Source organism: Pseudomonas extremaustralis, from assembly GCF_900102035.1.
Taxonomy (GTDB): domain Bacteria; phylum Pseudomonadota; class Gammaproteobacteria; order Pseudomonadales; family Pseudomonadaceae; genus Aquipseudomonas; species Aquipseudomonas extremaustralis.
The window spans coordinates 3,643,469-3,659,673 of record NZ_LT629689.1; the positions used below are offsets into that span (position 1 = coordinate 3,643,469).

General features: G+C 59.2%; 13 protein-coding genes. 6 read left to right on the forward strand and 7 right to left on the reverse strand.

Annotated features, from left to right (window positions below; all coding sequences use genetic code 11):
• Nucleotides 1-68: 68 nt before the first annotated feature.
• Nucleotides 69-986 (forward strand): transcriptional regulator MetR, encoded by a 918-nt coding sequence (gene metR / locus BLR63_RS16895; protein WP_010564106.1) that lies wholly within the window; start codon nt 69-71, stop codon nt 984-986.
• A 22-nt stretch (nt 987-1,008) separates the two neighbouring features.
• Here metR and BLR63_RS16900 read toward each other — a convergent pair whose 3' ends face one another.
• The 3 genes from BLR63_RS16900 to BLR63_RS16910 are packed head-to-tail and all read right to left on the reverse strand — an operon-like array spanning nt 1,009 to nt 3,327.
• A complete protein-coding gene (locus BLR63_RS16900) occupies nt 1,009-1,515 on the reverse strand; it encodes a GNAT family N-acetyltransferase (RefSeq protein ID WP_010564105.1) in 507 nt (168 codons plus the stop codon).
• Between the two features lie 5 nt (nt 1,516-1,520).
• Nucleotides 1,521-1,934, reverse strand: a complete 414-nt coding sequence (locus BLR63_RS16905; protein ID WP_010564104.1) for an NUDIX hydrolase — start codon at nt 1,932-1,934, stop codon at nt 1,521-1,523.
• 46 nt (nt 1,935-1,980) lie between these two features.
• Nucleotides 1,981-3,327 carry an HD domain-containing phosphohydrolase gene (locus tag BLR63_RS16910; protein ID WP_010564103.1) on the reverse strand — a complete coding sequence of 449 codons (1,347 nt, stop codon included), beginning with the start codon at nt 3,325-3,327 and terminating at the stop codon, nt 1,981-1,983.
• 257 nt (nt 3,328-3,584) lie between these two features.
• Between BLR63_RS16910 and BLR63_RS16915 the strand changes: the two genes are divergently transcribed.
• The 5 genes from BLR63_RS16915 to BLR63_RS16935 all read left to right on the forward strand — a co-directional run bounded on the left by BLR63_RS16915 (nt 3,585) and on the right by BLR63_RS16935 (nt 11,498).
• The gene (locus tag BLR63_RS16915; protein ID WP_010564102.1) at nt 3,585-5,465 is read left to right on the forward strand and encodes a putative bifunctional diguanylate cyclase/phosphodiesterase; all 1,881 of its coding nucleotides are present in this window, start codon (nt 3,585-3,587) and stop codon (nt 5,463-5,465) included.
• 16 nt (nt 5,466-5,481) lie between these two features.
• Nucleotides 5,482-6,468 (forward strand): cytochrome-c peroxidase, encoded by a 987-nt coding sequence (locus BLR63_RS16920; RefSeq protein ID WP_010564101.1) that lies wholly within the window; start codon nt 5,482-5,484, stop codon nt 6,466-6,468.
• Between the two features lie 10 nt (nt 6,469-6,478).
• Nucleotides 6,479-8,293: a DAHL domain-containing protein gene (locus BLR63_RS16925; RefSeq protein ID WP_010564100.1), complete on the forward strand. Its 1,815-nt coding sequence runs from the start codon at nt 6,479-6,481 to the stop codon at nt 8,291-8,293.
• Entirely contained in the window at nt 8,290-9,693 is a 1,404-nt protein-coding gene (locus BLR63_RS16930; RefSeq protein WP_010564099.1) for an ATP-binding protein, read from the forward strand. The genes BLR63_RS16925 and BLR63_RS16930 overlap by 4 nt, the downstream gene beginning before the upstream one ends.
• Before the next feature lie 185 nt (nt 9,694-9,878).
• Entirely contained in the window at nt 9,879-11,498 is a 1,620-nt protein-coding gene (locus BLR63_RS16935) for an FMN-binding glutamate synthase family protein (RefSeq protein ID WP_010564098.1), read from the forward strand.
• A 47-nt stretch (nt 11,499-11,545) separates the two neighbouring features.
• Here the strand turns inward: BLR63_RS16935 and BLR63_RS16940 are convergent, their stop codons facing one another.
• The 4 genes from BLR63_RS16940 to BLR63_RS16955 all read right to left on the reverse strand — a co-directional run bounded on the left by BLR63_RS16940 (nt 11,546) and on the right by BLR63_RS16955 (nt 16,084).
• Nucleotides 11,546-13,141 carry a glycosyltransferase family 39 protein gene (locus BLR63_RS16940; RefSeq protein WP_010564097.1) on the reverse strand — a complete coding sequence of 532 codons (1,596 nt, stop codon included), beginning with the start codon at nt 13,139-13,141 and terminating at the stop codon, nt 11,546-11,548.
• Between the two features lie 93 nt (nt 13,142-13,234).
• Nucleotides 13,235-14,758 (reverse strand): glucosyltransferase domain-containing protein, encoded by a 1,524-nt coding sequence (locus BLR63_RS16945; RefSeq protein WP_130926086.1) that lies wholly within the window; start codon nt 14,756-14,758, stop codon nt 13,235-13,237.
• A complete protein-coding gene (locus BLR63_RS16950) occupies nt 14,745-15,713 on the reverse strand; it encodes a glycosyltransferase family 2 protein (protein WP_010564095.1) in 969 nt (322 codons plus the stop codon). Before BLR63_RS16950 ends, BLR63_RS16945 begins: the two co-directional genes overlap by 14 nt.
• Nucleotides 15,710-16,084, reverse strand: a complete 375-nt coding sequence (locus BLR63_RS16955; RefSeq protein WP_010564094.1) for a GtrA family protein — start codon at nt 16,082-16,084, stop codon at nt 15,710-15,712. The genes BLR63_RS16950 and BLR63_RS16955 overlap by 4 nt, the downstream gene beginning before the upstream one ends.
• Nucleotides 16,085-16,205: the final 121 nt, after the last annotated feature.

Consider the following 16,205-nt stretch of genomic DNA (forward strand, 5'->3'; position numbering starts at 1 on the left):
CACGAGCGACAACATGAGACAAACTCACGTCATCCGACTTTGTCACAAATTGTATTCATGGAGAGCCCGTGCTCGAGATCCGTCACCTCAAGACCCTGCACGCCCTGCGCGAAGCCGACAGCCTGGTGGAAGCCGCCGAACGCCTGCACCTGACGCAATCGGCGCTGTCCCACCAGTTCAAGGAGCTGGAAGAGCGCCTGGGCCTGCCGCTGTTCGTGCGCAAGACCAAGCCGTTGCGCTTCACCAGCGCCGGCCTGCGCCTGCTGCAACTGGCCGACGCCACCCTGCCCCTGCTGCGCGGCGCCGAGCGTGATATTGCGCGGTTGGCCGGCGGCACCGCCGGGCGCCTGCACATGGCGATCGAGTGCCACAGTTGCTTCCAGTGGCTGATGCCGACCATCGACCAGTTCCGCGATGCCTGGCCGGAAGTCGAGCTGGACCTGGCCTCCGGTTTCGCCTTCGCCCCGCTGCCGGCCCTGGCCCGTGGCGACCTGGACCTGGTGGTGACCTCCGACCCGCTGGAACTGCCGGGTATCACCTACGTGCCGCTGTTCACCTACGAAGCCATGCTGGCGGTGGCCAACCAGCACCCGCTGGCGAACAAGTCCTACATCGTCCCGGAAGACCTGCTCACCGAAACCCTGATCACCTACCCGGTGGAACGCGACCGCCTGGACATCTTCACCCGCTTCCTCGAACCGGCCGACGTGGAACCGGCCCAGGTGCGTACCTCGGAGCTGACGGTGATGATGATGCAACTGGTGGCCAGCGGCCGCGGCGTGTGCGGCATGCCCCATTGGGCGCTGCACGAATACAGCTCGCGCGGTTATGTGAAGGCCAAGCGCCTGGGCGAGAAAGGCTTGTTTGCGACGCTGTACGCGGGGATTCGTGCGGACATGCTGGACGCGCCGTACATGCGCGATTTCCTGCTGACGGCCAAGGACACCTCGTTCTCGACATTGGATGGGGTCAGCGCGGTGCGGTGAACGCCACCTCCCACCCCGGCGATCACTGCTCCTGCAGTTCGCGCCACAGGTGGAGCTTGTCGAAATACTCGACGCCCACCCGTACCGCCAGCGGCTCCAGGCCGAACTGAATAAACCCGCAACGCCGGTACAGCGCAAAGGCGGCCGCGTTGCCGGCGGTGACGGTCAGTTGGATTACCTTGAGGCGCGGGTGTTTGCGCGCCTCATCAAGTGCCGCTTCCACCAACCGGCGGCCCAGGCCTTGTTGTTGGTGGGCCGCCGTTACGTACATGCCGAACAGGGTCACTTTGTGCCGGGCCTTCTCTCGAGGCTCGAAGGCCAGCCCGACGATGCCGGCCAGTTCAGCGCCGACATAGGCGCCGAGCACGCGGTCCAGCGGGTTTTCCAGGCGCTTTTCCCACCAGCTCAACGGCATCGCTGCGCGCTCGGCCACGCTGGAGGTGAAGGCCTGGGGATAGGCGCCGTAGGCCTCCAGCATCAAGGCCCGATAAGCGTCGGCATCGCTGGCGCCGAGTGCGCGGATCAGCACCGGCGTCAGGCCGGTGTGCTCAGCGAGGCGCGATAGAACGGCAGGATCTGGTCACGGGTCAGGGGCGCCAGCAGCAAGCCGCCATCGCCGGCCGGGTCGATCCAGCGTATCTCTTCGATTTCGGCGGCGGGGGTGACGGGGACGTCGATCCGCACTTGGAACAGTTCGGCGTGCACCGTGAAGCCGGGTTCGTTGGCGGCCGGGGCCGAGAAACCGCCGAGGTAGGCCGCCTGGCCCGGTTCGATCCGCAGGTTCAGTTCTTCGTGCAGCTCGCGGGCCAGCGCCTCGACCGGTTGTTCACCGGCATCGATCTTGCCGCCCGGTTGCATGAACGCCTGGGTGCCGCGCTTGCGCACCAGCAAAGTCTGGCCGTCGCCGCCGATCAGGAGCGCGGCGGCGATACGGATAGTGGTTGGCATGAAAAATCACCTTGAATGTAATGACACGAAAATCCGATGAAATGCCTCAGCCCAACAGCTGCGGATCTTCCGGCTCCTTGATAAATACGCTGTAGCGGGCACCCTCCATCGCTTCAAACGCGATCAGCTTGTCCACCAGCGGCAGGTTGAGCACCTTGCCGGCATTGAGCAGCAACATGCCGTTATCGGCGTTGAGATTGCGCGCCAGGACCATGCCGGCGGCCAGTTCGCGGGTGGTCAGCACTTTGACATTGGGGTCGCCCAGGGTCACGTCGCTGAGGAACGCGGCGCAGGCCAGGACGAAGTCTTCGACCATGTCCGGATCATAGAGGCGCCCCGCGTATTTGCGGATGTACAGCAGCGCTTCGTCGCTGTTCATCTGGCGTTCCAGGATCAGGCCCTTCTGCAGCTCGATGAAGTCCACCGCCAGTTTGAGCAACCGTGCGCCTGCGGGAATCGCGTCACCCTTGAGGTGATCGGGAAACCCGCTGCCGTCCCAACGTTCCTGGTGATGGCGGATCAGCCGTGCGGCGTCCTTCATCGGTTCCAGGGCCATCAATAGCGACTCGCTCTGGGTCGGGTAGGCGCGATAGCGTTCGCGATCATTGCTGTGCAGCATGTCCGACGGGGCCGCCATCATGCCGTCGCTCCAGCTCAACTTGCCGATGTTGTAGAGCGCGGCGGCCATGGTCAGGTCACGGGCGCTGGCTTCGTCCAGCGCCTGGGCCTTGCAGTACACGCGGATCAGCTCGATCAACTGGCGGTTGGTCTGCTTGTGCCGGGGCAGGCGCAGGTTGGCCAGCAGGGAAAACACCTCGGTGCCGGTCACATAGCTGCGCTTGAGCTCCTCGTAGGCCAGGTCGAGCATGTCGGCGGTTTGCTGCAGCTCGCTGGTGCGCGCTTCGACGCGTTTTTCCAGGGTGGCGTTGAGGGCCTTCAACTGCTCGTTCTGATCGCGGGTCAATCGCTCCAGGCGCACGCGCTCGCGCTCGGAATGCTGGAACTCCAGGGACTGGCGCAAGATCAGGAGCATTTCCTCGTCGTTCCAGGGCTTGCTGATATAGCGGTGGATCTGACCTTCGTTGATCGCCTTGATCATCATGCTTATGTCGGCATAGCCGGTCAGCAGGATGCGCGTGGTGCCCGGGTACAGGCGGTGGGTCTCGGCCAACAGCATCGCCCCGTCCATCCCGGGCATGCGCGCATCGGTCATGATCAGGTCGATGGGCTGGGCAGCCATGATATCCAGGGCCTGGGCACCGCTGCCGGCCAGCAGCACATCGTAAGGCTGGCCACGCAGCAGGCGGCGCAGGCTGTTGAGGATCGACTCTTCATCGTCGACCAGCAAAATGGTTGGCTTGTAGGTGGACGTCGTAGCAGTGTGTTCATCCATGGCGACATCTCCTGGCAAGGGTATTCAGTGGCTTCATTGCGCCCCGACGTGATCCGTCGCTGTACTTGCACAAGCAATGAGCGCTAGATGCACGGTGGGCAAACTGAGGCTGATTTGACGCCAACCGGCGTACTTATTCAAGGGACCCGTCTATGCTTATGGCATGAAGCCAGTACCACGCCCTGTTTACCGAAGCATTCAAGGTAAGGAAGCCCGATGCGTAAGATCCTTCAGTTGCCCGCGTCCCGGTGTCAGCCATGAACCCGCGCTCAGGGCGGGCCAATCGACGGATTCTGATCGTCGACGACACAACTTCCATCCACGAGGATTACCGCAAGATCCTGTGCGCCGACGCCACCGGCAGCCAATCCCTGGACAGCATCGAGGAAACCCTGTTCGGCACCGCCCCCAGCGTGCGCCAGACCTTTGTGCTGGACTCTGCCTATCAGGGCCAGGAAGCCCTCGCCCTGGTGAAAAAAGCCCTGGCCGACAACGCGCCCTATGCCCTGGTGTTCATCGACATGCGCATGCCGCCGGGCTGGGATGGCCTGGAAACCATCGAACAGTTGTGGAACGTCGACCCGAACCTGCAGATCGCCCTGTGCACGGCCTATTCGGACTATTCCTTCGAAGCCATCGAAGCGCGCATCCAATACAGCGATCAGTTGCTGATCCTGAAAAAGCCGTTCGACAACCTGGAAATCCGCCAGATGGCCTGCGCGCTGACCTGGAAATGGCAGTTGGCCCAGGACGCGGCGCTCAAATTGATGGGGCTGGAGCGCACGGTTGAAGAACGCGTGCAGGAACTGCTCAAGGTCTCGCACCTGCTGCAATACGATGTCCTGACCGAATTGCCCAACAGCACCCTGCTGGGCGACCGGCTGACCCAGGCCATCGCCGTTTGCAGGCGCCATGACACCCAATTGGCCGTGATGTTTATCGGCCTGGATCGCTTCAAGCGCATCAACAATGCCCTGGGCTACCCGGTCGGCGATGAAATGCTCAAGCAAGTCAGCCAAAGCCTGGTGGCCACGGTGCGTGAGTCGGATTCGGTGTTTCGCTATGGTTCCGACGAGTTCGTGCTGATCCTCAACGACATCAAGCATCCCCAGCAAACCCAGTACATTGCCGAAAAACTGCTGGCTGCCATCAGCGTGACACGCTACGTGGCCGGGCATGACTTGAGCGTCACCGCCAGCCTGGGCATCAGTATTTACCCCAACGACAGTTTCAACACGGTGGCGCTGATCAAGAACGCCGAAACCGCCATGCACAACAGCAAGGCCCGTGGCCCCAACGATTTCAGTTTCTTCATCAACGAGATGAACCTGCGCGCCCAGGCCCAGCAGAGCCTGGAAAGCGCGATCCGGCAGGGCTTGCAGCGCGATGAGTTTATTTTGCATTACCAGCCGAAACTGGATTTGACCAGCGGGCGGATCGTCGGCGCCGAAGCCCTGATCCGCTGGCATCAGCCCGAGCGCGGTTGGATCCAGCCGGTCGACTTCATTCCGGTGGCCGAAGACAGCGGCCTGATCGTGCCCTTGAGCCAATGGGTGTTGCGCCAGGCCTGCAAGCAAGTACAAGCCTGGCGTGCCGCCGGCCTGCCAGAGATGCGTATCTCGGTGAATATTTCGGCGATTGATTTTCGCCAGCGCAACTTTGTCGCCAACCTGACCGCGATTCTGGAGCACACCGGCCTGGCGCCCGGCTTACTCGAACTGGAGATCACCGAGAGCATGCTGATGCAAAACGTCGAGGACACGTTCGTCACCCTGCGCGGCATCAAGGACCTGGGCGTGCGGCTGTCCATCGACGATTTCGGCACCGGTTATTCCAGCCTCAGTTACTTGCGAAGGTTTCCCGTCGATGTGCTGAAGATCGATCAATCGTTCGTGCGCGGCTTGGGCGAAAACAGCCAGGATGCGCGATTGATCAGTGCCATCATCAGCCTGGGCAAGAGCCTGGACTTGAACATCATTGCCGAAGGCGTCGAAACCCTTGAGCAGTTGGAATTCCTCCAAGCCCACCACTGTGAAGAAGGTCAGGGTTTCCTGTTCAGCAAAGCCGTGTCTGCCGATGACTTCGCCCAATTGATCCAGGCCGGGCACCCCAGCCTGATGCCCGGCCGATCACTGTGACCCAAGGAACGAATACTTGAGCCGCCACCCTTCACGCTCCCCGCGTCTGTCTCTCCGGGGACTCGGCCTTGCCGTCGCCCTCGGGCTTGGCGCCGCGCAGCCGGCGCTGGCCGCGCCGCTGGATGAACCGCTCACACCGTTGCCGCCGGTACCCCGGCTGGATCCGGCAACGGTGGAACTGGGTCGCCAGTTGTTCAACGAGAAACGCCTGTCGGTCAATGGCAGCCTGTCCTGCGCCAGTTGCCACCGACTGGCAACCGGCGGGGCCGACGACAAGCCGTTTTCCCTGGGTTTTGACGGCCAGCCGGTCAAGCTCAATACGCCCACGGTGTTCAACGCCAGCCTGAATTTCAAACAGTTCTGGAACGGTCGCGTGGACACCCTCGAGGCCCAGATCGAACAGGTGGTCATCAGCCCGGCGGAAATGGGCAGCGACTGGAAAACCGTGGTCGCCAACCTCACGGCCATCCCCCAGTACCAGGCCGCATTCGCCCAGGTGTACCCCGACGGCGTGACGGCGGCCAATGTGCAAAATGCCCTGGCGACCTACGAACGCACCTTGCTGACGCCCAACTCGCGTTTCGACCAATACCTGCAAGGCAACACCGACATCCTCACCCTCGAGGAAAAATACGGCTACCAACGCTTCAAGGAATATGGCTGCATTGCCTGCCATCAAGGCCTGAATATCGGCGGCAACATGTTCCAGAAATTCGGCGTGATGGATGACTATTTCAAAGGCCGTCCCCCCACCGAGACCGACCTGGGCCGCTACCTGGTGACCCACGACGAAGAAGACCGTAACGTGTTCAAGGTGCCCAGCCTGCGCAACGTCGCCGTCACCGCGCCGTATTTTCACGACGCCTCGGCCAAGACCCTGGAAGATGCCGTGGATGTGATGTTCAGATTCCAGCTCGGCCGGGTTCCCTCAGCGGAAGACAAGGACCAGATCATCAAATTTCTCAAGACCCTGACCGGCCAATGGGCGGGCAAACCTTTATGAGCAGACGGTCATGAGACTCTCGCGCCACAACGTCGTCCAACTGCTGCTGGGCACCGTGACCCTGCTGCTGGCCTCAGTCCTGGTGTTCCTGTACATCAAGTCGACCGCCGACCAGACCAGCCGCTACACCGAATCCCGCGACCTGATCCGCCAGATGCAGCAGCTCAACGCGCAGTGGGACAGTGAAGTGCTCAAGGCCCGAATCGCCCTGACCCACAACTACGATCCCCTGGTCACGCCGCTGACAGAGATCACCCGACTCTGGGAGCAACTGCGCCAGCATGAGTCGTATCACGCACCGAAAGACCAACCGATCTGGCAAGCCCGCCTCGACGCTGGCGAAGCGGCGATCCAGGACAAAGCGCGGCTGATCGACCAGTTCAAGTCCCATAACGCAGTGCTGCGCAACTCCCTGGCGTTCCTGCCGACCGCCGAAGACGATATCCAGGCCGAGTTCTCCCGGCTCGATGACGAGCAGCGGCTGTCACTGCAGAGCGTGGCCACCGACACCTATGACTTGTTGCTCAGCAGCATGGAGTTCGCCCAGGTCGCCAGCGACGAACGCGCGGCCGAGATCCTGCTGGGCCTGAATCTGCTGGCGGTGAACAAAGACCGCTTGCCGGCCGACTTCCATCTGCCGGTGGACATTCTCAGCAACCACATCGCGCTGATCCTGCGCGAACAGCCGCTGGTCAACGCCCTGCTGGAACGCATCGCCACGGTTCCCGTGGCCGAGCGCCTGGACGACTTGACCACCCATCTCAACGAGGATCAGCAGACCTCCGACCTGGTCGACCAGAAGTACCACAACTACTTGCTGGTGTTCTCCACCCTGCTGGTGGCGTTGCTGCTGTACCTGGCCATCCGGCTGTTGCGCAGTTTCGCCGAAATCAACCGGGTCAACCGCGCCCTGCACAGCGCCAACGCCAGCCTGGAACAGCGGGTCGAAGAACGCACCCGCCAGCTCAAGAATGCGCAAAGCGAACTGCTCGACAGCGCCCGCCAGGCCGGCATGGCGGAAATCGCGACCAATGTGCTGCACAACGTGGGTAACGTGCTCAACAGCGTGAACATCTCCGCCGACCTGGTCGCACGCAAGCTGCGCACCAGCAAGGCCCAGGGATTGGGCAAGGCCATGCAGTTGATCAACGCGCACCCCGATGACCTGGGCACTTACCTGCGCGAAGACGAAAAAGGCAAACTGCTGCCCGACTACCTCAACCAACTGGTGGAAGCCATTGCCGTCGAGCAACAGGGCCTGACCGACGAGTTGGCCCAATTGAGCAAAAGCGTCGACCACATCAAGGACATCGTCTCCACCCAGCAATCCTACGCCGGGGTTTCCAGCGTGCTGGAGCCGGTGCAGATCAGCGCCCTGATGGAAGACGCGCTGCGCATGAATTCCGGCGCGCTGAACCGCCACCATGTGACGGTGGTCAAGGAATACGCGCAGGTGCCGCAGATAATGGCCGATAAACACCGGCTGCTGCTGATCATGGTCAACCTGATCAGCAACGCCAAGTACGCCATGTCCAGCCTGAGCGACCGACCTCGGCAGATGACGTTGTCGATCCAGACGGTCGAGAACGACATCCTGCAAATCAGCGTCAAAGACGAAGGTGAAGGCATTCCCGCCGAAAACATGGCGCGGATCTTCACCCACGGATTCACCACCCGCAAGGAAGGCCATGGCTTCGGTCTGCACAGCTGCGCCCTGGCGGCCATTGAAATGAATGGCCGGCTGACCGCCCACAGCGACGGGCCGGGCAAAGGCGCGCTGTTCACCTTGCAAATCCCCCTCAACGATGCAGCAGGTCCTGTATGAACCAACCACCGAACCGGCGCATTCTGCTGATCGATGACACCCCTTCGATCCATGAGGACTTTCGCAAGATCCTCAAGCCGCCCATGGAACAGAACCAGGCCCTGGACGAAATGGAAGCCGCGCTGTTCGGCACCCGCGAAAAATCCCAGAGCCCGCTGTTCGATCTGGACTCGGCCTATGGCGGCCAGGAAGGTCTGAAGCTGCTTGAGACCGCCATGGCCGAGCAACGGCCCTATGCCCTGGCCTTTGTCGACATGCGCATGCCCCAGGGCTGGGACGGTGCGCAAACCATCGAAGAACTGTGGAAGGTCGACCCGAACCTGCAGGTCGTGGTGTGTACGGCGTACTCGGATTATTCCTGGGAAGAGCTGCTGTTTCGCCTGCACGCCCATGACCGCCTGCTGATCCTGAAAAAGCCGTTCGACAACATCGAAGTCCAGCAAATGGCCAACACCCTGACCGCCAAGTGGGACATGGCCCGGCGTGCCTCGTTGCAAACCAGCCACCTGGAGCTGTTGGTAGAACAGCGCACCCAAGCGCTGACCCACGCCAGCCAGGCCCTGCAATTGGAAATCGACGAGCGCAAACAGCTGGAAAGCCAACTGGTGCAATCGGAAAAACTCGCGTCCCTGGGGCAACTGGCCGCGGGCGTGGCGCACGAGATCAACAACCCGGTGGGGTTCATTTCCTCCAACCTCGGCACCCTCGACGGTTATTTCAAACAGCTGCAACAGATGCTCGACGCCTACCGCGAAGCCGAAGCCGCGATCGACGACGGCCAGCTCGAAGCCCTGCGCCAACGCCTGGACCTGGACTTTCTCAGGGAAGATATTCCGACGCTGATTCGCGAATCCAAGGAAGGCATTGGCCGTGTGGCGCAAATCGTCAAAGACTTGAAAGACTTTTCCCGGGTGGACAACGACCAGACCTGGCAGTGGGCCAGCCTGCAACAAGGCATCGACTCGACCCTCAACATCGTCGCCAGCGAGCTCAAGTACAAAGCCGACGTGATCAAGCACTACACGCCCTTGCCGGACATCGAATGCCTGGCCTCGCAACTCAACCAGGTGGTGATGAACCTGGTGATCAACGCCGCGCAAGCCATCGGCCCGCAACGCGGCACCATCACCATCAGCAACGGCGTGGAAGGCGAAAACGTCTGGCTGGAAATCGCCGACAACGGCTGCGGGATTGCCCCGGAGACCTTGCAGAAAATCTTCGATCCGTTCTTCACCACCAAGCCGGTGGGCGAAGGCACGGGGCTGGGGCTGTCACTTTCGTATGGCATCGTCAAGAAACACGGGGGCGAAATCTCCGTCAGCAGCGAACTGGGCAAAGGCACCACGTTCCGGGTGGTGTTGCCTATTCGCCAGACTCTCAGTGAAGCTGATATGACTTAGCGCCGGGCAGATTCGACAGCCACCCACGCGTTTTTTTCCCATCATGGCTCGCCGCCAAGCGTCTATATCGGCCCAGTCCGCCGTGTCTATGCGACCCAAGCGAATGCACCTATAGGTTGTTTAGGTTTTCCTTACTGGCGCAAAATGCGCGACCGACCAGAAGAGTCCGAACCCAAGGTAACCGTATGAGCCTGTCCTTGCTAAGCCGTTATGCGGTGTTTGCCGTGTGCGTCATTTTCACCCTCGCCAGCTTGCCCTTCATCGAACACGAATGGTTATGGCCCATCACCCTGGTCACCGGCATCCTCAGCCTGCTCGGCCTCTTCGACCTGCTGCAAAGCCGCCACGCGATACGCCGCAACTACCCGATCCTGGGCAATATCCGTTACCTGGTGGAAGGCATCCGCCCGGAAATCCGCCAGTACCTGCTGGAGTCCGACAGCGACGCCCTGCCCTTCTCCCGAGCCCAGCGCTCGCTGGTGTATTCGCGCGCCAAGAACCAAACCTCCGAGCAACCCTTCGGCACCCTGATCGACGTGTACCAGTCGGGCTTCGAGTTCATCGGCCACTCCATGCGCCCCGCGCCGCTGAGCGACCCGAACTCGTTTCGCGTGATGGTCGGCGGCCCGCAATGCAAGCGGCCGTACTCGGCCTCGGTATTCAATATCTCGGCCATGAGCTTCGGCTCCCTGAGCGCCAACGCGATTCGCGCCCTCAACCAGGGCGCCAAGCTGGGCAACTTCGCCCATGACACCGGCGAAGGCAGCATCAGCCCCTACCACCGCGAAAACGGCGGCGACCTGACCTGGGAGCTGGGCAGCGGCTATTTCGGCTGCCGCACCCGCGACGGCCGTTTCGACCCGGAACGCTTCGCCGAGCAGGCGCAGAACCCGCAGGTGCGCATGATCGAAATCAAGATGAGCCAGGGCGCCAAGCCGGGCCATGGCGGCATCCTGCCCAAGCACAAGGTCACTCAGGAAATCGCCGAGACCCGCGGCATTCAGATGGGCGAAGACTGCATCTCGCCGTCGCGCCACAGTGCGTTTTCCACCCCCATCGAACTGATGCACTTCATTGCCCAGTTGCGCGAACTGTCCGGCGGTAAGCCCGTGGGTTTCAAGTTCTGCCTGGGCCATCCGTGGGAATTCATGGGCATTGCCAAGGCCATGCTCGAAACCGGCATCCTCCCGGACTTTATCGTGGTCGACGGCAAGGAAGGCGGCACCGGCGCGGCGCCCGTGGAGTTCACCGACCACATCGGCGTGCCACTGCGTGAAGGCCTGCTGTTCGTGCACAACACCCTGGTGGGCCTGAACCTGCGCGACAAGATCAAGCTCGGCGCCAGCGGCAAGATCGTCAGCGCCTTCGACATCGCCAGCGTCCTCGCCATCGGCGCCGACTGGGCCAACTCGGCGCGCGGCTTCATGTTCGCCATCGGCTGCATCCAGTCGCAAAGTTGCCACACCAACAAATGCCCGACCGGCGTCGCCACCCAGGACCCGCTGCGCCAACGCGCCCTGGTGGTACCGGACAAGGCCGAGCGCGTGTTCAACTTCCACCGCAACACCCTCAAGGCCCTGGCCGAAATGCTCGCGGCAGCGGGCCTGGAGCATCCGTCGCAACTGTCGGCCAAGCACTTGGTGCGGCGCATGTCGGCGACCGAGATCAAGCTGTTCTCGCAGTTGCACGTGTTCCTCAAGCCCGGGGAACTGCTGACCGGGGAAGTGAACGGCGAGTTTTATTCGCGCATGTGGCAGATGGCGCGGGCGGATAGTTTTGAGGCGCGTGAGGTGGAGGCGGCTTGAGACATCGACAAGCACTGTGCCGGCGGGAAGGCACTGCCCGTTGGTGATTACTCGCGTAAGGGCACCTTTCCCAAGGCAGGATCACGGATCTGTGGCGCAGGAGGACAGGCAGCGCCGTCGGCACTCGGCGGCGTGACAAGCAGATGCAATGAGACGATCCCAAACGGGCGCTGAAACAGTTCTTTCCAGCGCGTAGGAATGATCGTCTTGGTATCTGTCGAAACGACCCACCAGATCCGGCAGCCGCCGTCAGGCAAAACCCTCAGACTGCGCAGGTACACCTGATCCGTATAAGGAGAAAACAGCGCCGATGAGCCATAACCCGATGCGTGGTAAGTCGGCGCTCCCGGGTAATAAACCTGTGGCTGAGTGGTGGTTTGATTGTAGTAAACAAGGGCAAGGAACCAATAGGAGCCCTCCACCACAATGTAATCGCCTGGCCGTGAACGCCTGGCTATTTCGTCGGACAGTGGCTCGATTGCAAATCGAGAATTCTGGCGATTACCGTAGTATTCCTCTTCTCTCTCATAAATCACCGCAGCCCCATTTAACTGCAGTGCTATCACGCTTAAAACAACGAAAAATTTCCAGACTCGCCGTCGAAGGCTATCCACGATCAACGCAACGAGGATAGGCAGGCAGGTCAGTGCAAAAAACAAATAACGCTCGACAAATATCGGTTTGATCAACGAGATCAAAAACAATACGAATAAAGGCAACATTGTATAAATCACCAAGCCCATTTTAAAAAGGCCAGGATGCTGATCACGGTAGGCCACGCGAAGCGCCATCAGAAAAAGCACTGCCGGGAGCAGAATATAAAATAGCCAGTATTCATCTTTACCGGTACGTGCTGTCAGCGTTACCCAGAAGATCAATGGCAGTCTATTCAGACTGGGAGGTGCAATCCAGGCCAGACCGCCTTCACCGAGGAAGGTGTCGAAATGGGTCACTAGATCCAAAATTGAGTACAACCACGGCGCATAAAGAACAACCACGAATACATTTGCCAACCACCACGACGGGCGCATCAGATAATGGGGCTGCCCCTCCTGACGCTGCCCGAGTAACAGCAGATAAAGCCAATGAGACAACACACAGGCAAACGAAATGTAATGGGTATAAAAGCTGGCGCTTATCAACAGCGTATAGATCACCAAATACCTGCGCCGATTGGGCGCTTTCACCCAATAAAACAGAGCAAGGGTTGCACTCAATAAGAAAAATGCAGCCAACACATACATCCGCGCTTCCTGGCTGTAGCGCAGTGCCAGCGGCAATAGTGCAACAAGGGTTCCGGCCAAAAGTGCCGTATTTCGATTGGAGGCCAGTCGGGTCAGCCAAATGATCAGCGCGACGTTCCCCACGCCAAACACCACACTCATCGAGCGAACGGCAAATTTGCTATCGCCCCACCACTCGATCCAGTAGTGCAAAAAAACATAATAAAGCGGCGGGTGAATATCCCGCGCGGTGATAGAAAAAATCTGCTCGGGGGCATGTCGACTTAAAAGAATACTAAATGCCTCGTCAAACCATAAATAAGGCTCGCTCAATCCATAAAAACGCATCGCAGTGGCGAGCATCAGAACGGCCAATACCCCACAAGAAAATATCCACGCCGGTTTCGATGCATTAACCATGTGCGCGCCCCTTCTTCACATTGACCACGTCCTTCACCCCTACCTCGGCCGAGGCTTGCGTGAATGAAGGCGCCTGGCAAAAAAGCATAACGACTATGGTTTGAATCGCTCAGTGTAATCTTCAGAGTCGGCTCTATTTTTGATCGCGATAAAGCCACTGTCACCGACCACACAGATCGAATAAAACGGATTATCCACCACAGGTTCGCACACCTCTTTTTTCAGCGCAGTTATCTCACTCTGAAACCCTTTAAAATAGCCATTAACCACATTCGTAACACCCAACCTTGGAAAAAATTCCGGAAACAACATCGCATTTGAACCGCTTAAAATATAACGCTGCACCGGCATGTGAGTCATCGCACCGTGGGCACTGGGAATCCAATTATTGGAAATACCATGGGACATATAATAAAACACCCTTTTCGTATTAAGCTCGCTTCGCGAAATCAAGTCATAGGCAATATAAGTAGCCATCGCAACTTCAAGTTCTTTCTTGGCAATCAGCACCTGACCATAGGTGTAGGACAACGAAAACATCATCATCGTGGGCACGACTAAAAACCAGGCCATCCCCTTCCTCACTATCGAAAACAGCTCATAGCTCAACAAGAATAGAAACACCAACACCACCGAGAACCCAATATAATTTCTTGCATCCAAACTCTTCTCCGCCACGAACAACATGGCACCAGGAACACAGAGCACCAGTATTGGAACAGCCAAAAGATAAAGGCCGACGACCACGGCTCTGCCCAGCGTGCCTCCCTTCATCTCCTTAAAATGCCTCATCCACATCAAATAGCTAAAACCTGCGGTTACCAACAATATACTCGCGACCACCCACAGCGCAGGGTTGAACAACAACATCACTTTGTTCATCGTCAATAACAATTTGGTGGAGACACCTTCCCACCAATCCATGTTCAGGGGCAGCAATCGTCCGCGCTCATCGCTCGCTAACTGGAAGGCACTAAAAAAATAAATCAAGCATCCCGCCATCAACTGTCCGGCCCTGGTAACGACCACCGACAACACGTCGTTGATGGGCTTCTTATTCCTGACATTCCATACAAACTCAACCACGCAGAGCCCCACAAATACGCTTACCGTCAACTGATAAAGCGCCAAGACAACCGCAATCAATATCGCCGAGACCAAACAGCGCACCGCCGCAGATTTCGCATTATTCGTGATCGCAAAGACGGCGGCCGACACTGCCAGAACCATCCCTGGCCCGTCATATTGATACGTCAGATTGCCGAGGAAAAATGGATTACATAACAGGGGTAAAAACACCAGACAGGTGAACAGGGATGGACCAGAAAAAAAGTACATCGTCACACTGGCCATTGCCGCCGCCATTACCCCTATGGAAACAAACAAGGGCAAAGGAAACATATTAACCTTGGCCGGAACTAACGAAAGTCCCGTCAGCGTATACTCCAGCAGCATCCGTCCCTGATCGCGCCACTGATCATAATCCAACAACAGCGAGCGCCAGTTGTCGTCGATATACCTGAAGTCAGCATGAATAATAGGAAACACATAAAACATCGAAGCAACTAAAAAAAAGTAAAAGACTTCCTTTTTAGTCAATACCCTATCGGCCCACATTTTCAACGCCCTCACGTTCACTTTTCTGAACTGTAAGCCTCACGATTTCCTTCACCACATACTTGGGCCGATGCTTAGCCTCCATATAAATCCGCCCTACATACTCCCCCAATATCCCGATCCCAATCAGTTGCACCCCGCCCAGGAACAAGATCGCCGTCATCAACGACGGATACCCCGGCACCGCATTGCCGAACAGCACTTTGTCCGTCACCAGGTACCCGGCATAGGCCAGCGCCAGCAACGAAATGCAGCTGCCGACGTAGCTCCACAAGCGCAGCGGCAAGGTGCTGAAGGAGGTGATGCCATCCAGCGCCAGGTTCCACAGTTTCCAGGCGTTGAACTTGCTTTGCCCGAGGGTGCGCGGTGCGCGGTCGTATTCGACGATGGCCACGTTGAAGCCGGCCCAGGACAGTACGCCTTTCATGAACAGTTGCTGTTCGGGCAAGGCCTTGATCACGTTTACCACCTTGCGGTCCATCAGCCGGAAGTCGCCGACGTTTTCTTCGATGTGGGTGTAGGAAATGCGATTGAGCAGGTGATAGAACAATGACGCGCTACGGCGTTTGAGGTAGCCGTCGCTGGAACGATCACGCCGTTTGGCCAGCACCACGTCGGCACCGCCTTGCCATTTGGCCAGCAGGCGCGGAATCACCTCCACCGGGTCTTGCAGGTCCACATCCATGGGCACCACCGCCTCCCCCGTGGCGTATTCAAGCCCGGCGAACAGCGCCGCTTCCTTGCCGAAGTTGCGCGATAGATTGATCAGCACCACATCGCTGTCGGCCAGGGCGATCGCGCGGGCGACCTCGGCGGTGCGGTCGCTGCTGCCATCGTTGATAAACACGATGTCGACCACGTGCCCGTGCAAGCCGGGCTCGCGCCGGACCGCGTCGTAGAACGCACCGATCGTCTGCTCCTCGTTGAACAGCGGCACCACCAGCGAGACCTTCATGGCCCTGGCTCGCGAAACACCACCCACCGGGACAGCAGGAAACCGCAGACCAGGCTCAACAACGAGAACACCAGCACCGTGACAAGCCCCGGCAGGCGCCAGCGATCCGCCAGCCAGCCCACGCCCAGGCTCAAGCCGCCCATGCACAGCATGAACAGGCCATAGCGCGGCCACGAGGCCGGCATCGCAAAGGTGTAGATCGCATTCACATAGAAGGAAAAGCTCGCCGCCACGCAAAAAGCCAGCAGGTTGCTGACGGCCTGGCTCAGTTCAAAGGCGGCCCGGAACACAAAAAACAACTGCCAATGGATCACCGTATTGGCGATGCCAATCACCGTATAGCGGCTGAATCCCTTCCACAGTCTGGTCATGTGCGGGTCCTGTCGTGGCCATCTCCAGCAAGCCATACGCCCCGCCATGCGTCTACTGTCAGAATTAACAGGTGCCCGGCGCCCACAGTTGAGACATTCAGAAATACCCAGCCTTTGCAAT

Coding starts and splice junctions, on each gene's coding strand:
- BLR63_RS16905 (WP_010564104.1), bottom strand. CDS start 1,934: ATGCCAACCACTATCCGTATCGCCGCCGCGCTCCTGATCGGCGGCGAC.
- BLR63_RS16910 (WP_010564103.1), bottom strand. CDS start 3,327: ATGGATGAACACACTGCTACGACGTCCACCTACAAGCCAACCATTTTG.
- BLR63_RS16915 (WP_010564102.1), top strand. CDS start 3,585: ATGAACCCGCGCTCAGGGCGGGCCAATCGACGGATTCTGATCGTCGAC.
- BLR63_RS16925 (WP_010564100.1), top strand. CDS start 6,479: ATGAGACTCTCGCGCCACAACGTCGTCCAACTGCTGCTGGGCACCGTG.
- BLR63_RS16930 (WP_010564099.1), top strand. CDS start 8,290: ATGAACCAACCACCGAACCGGCGCATTCTGCTGATCGATGACACCCCT.
- BLR63_RS16935 (WP_010564098.1), top strand. CDS start 9,879: ATGAGCCTGTCCTTGCTAAGCCGTTATGCGGTGTTTGCCGTGTGCGTC.
- BLR63_RS16940 (WP_010564097.1), bottom strand. CDS start 13,141: ATGGTTAATGCATCGAAACCGGCGTGGATATTTTCTTGTGGGGTATTG.
- BLR63_RS16945 (WP_130926086.1), bottom strand. CDS start 14,758: ATGTGGGCCGATAGGGTATTGACTAAAAAGGAAGTCTTTTACTTTTTT.
- BLR63_RS16950 (WP_010564095.1), bottom strand. CDS start 15,713: ATGAAGGTCTCGCTGGTGGTGCCGCTGTTCAACGAGGAGCAGACGATC.
- BLR63_RS16955 (WP_010564094.1), bottom strand. CDS start 16,084: ATGACCAGACTGTGGAAGGGATTCAGCCGCTATACGGTGATTGGCATC.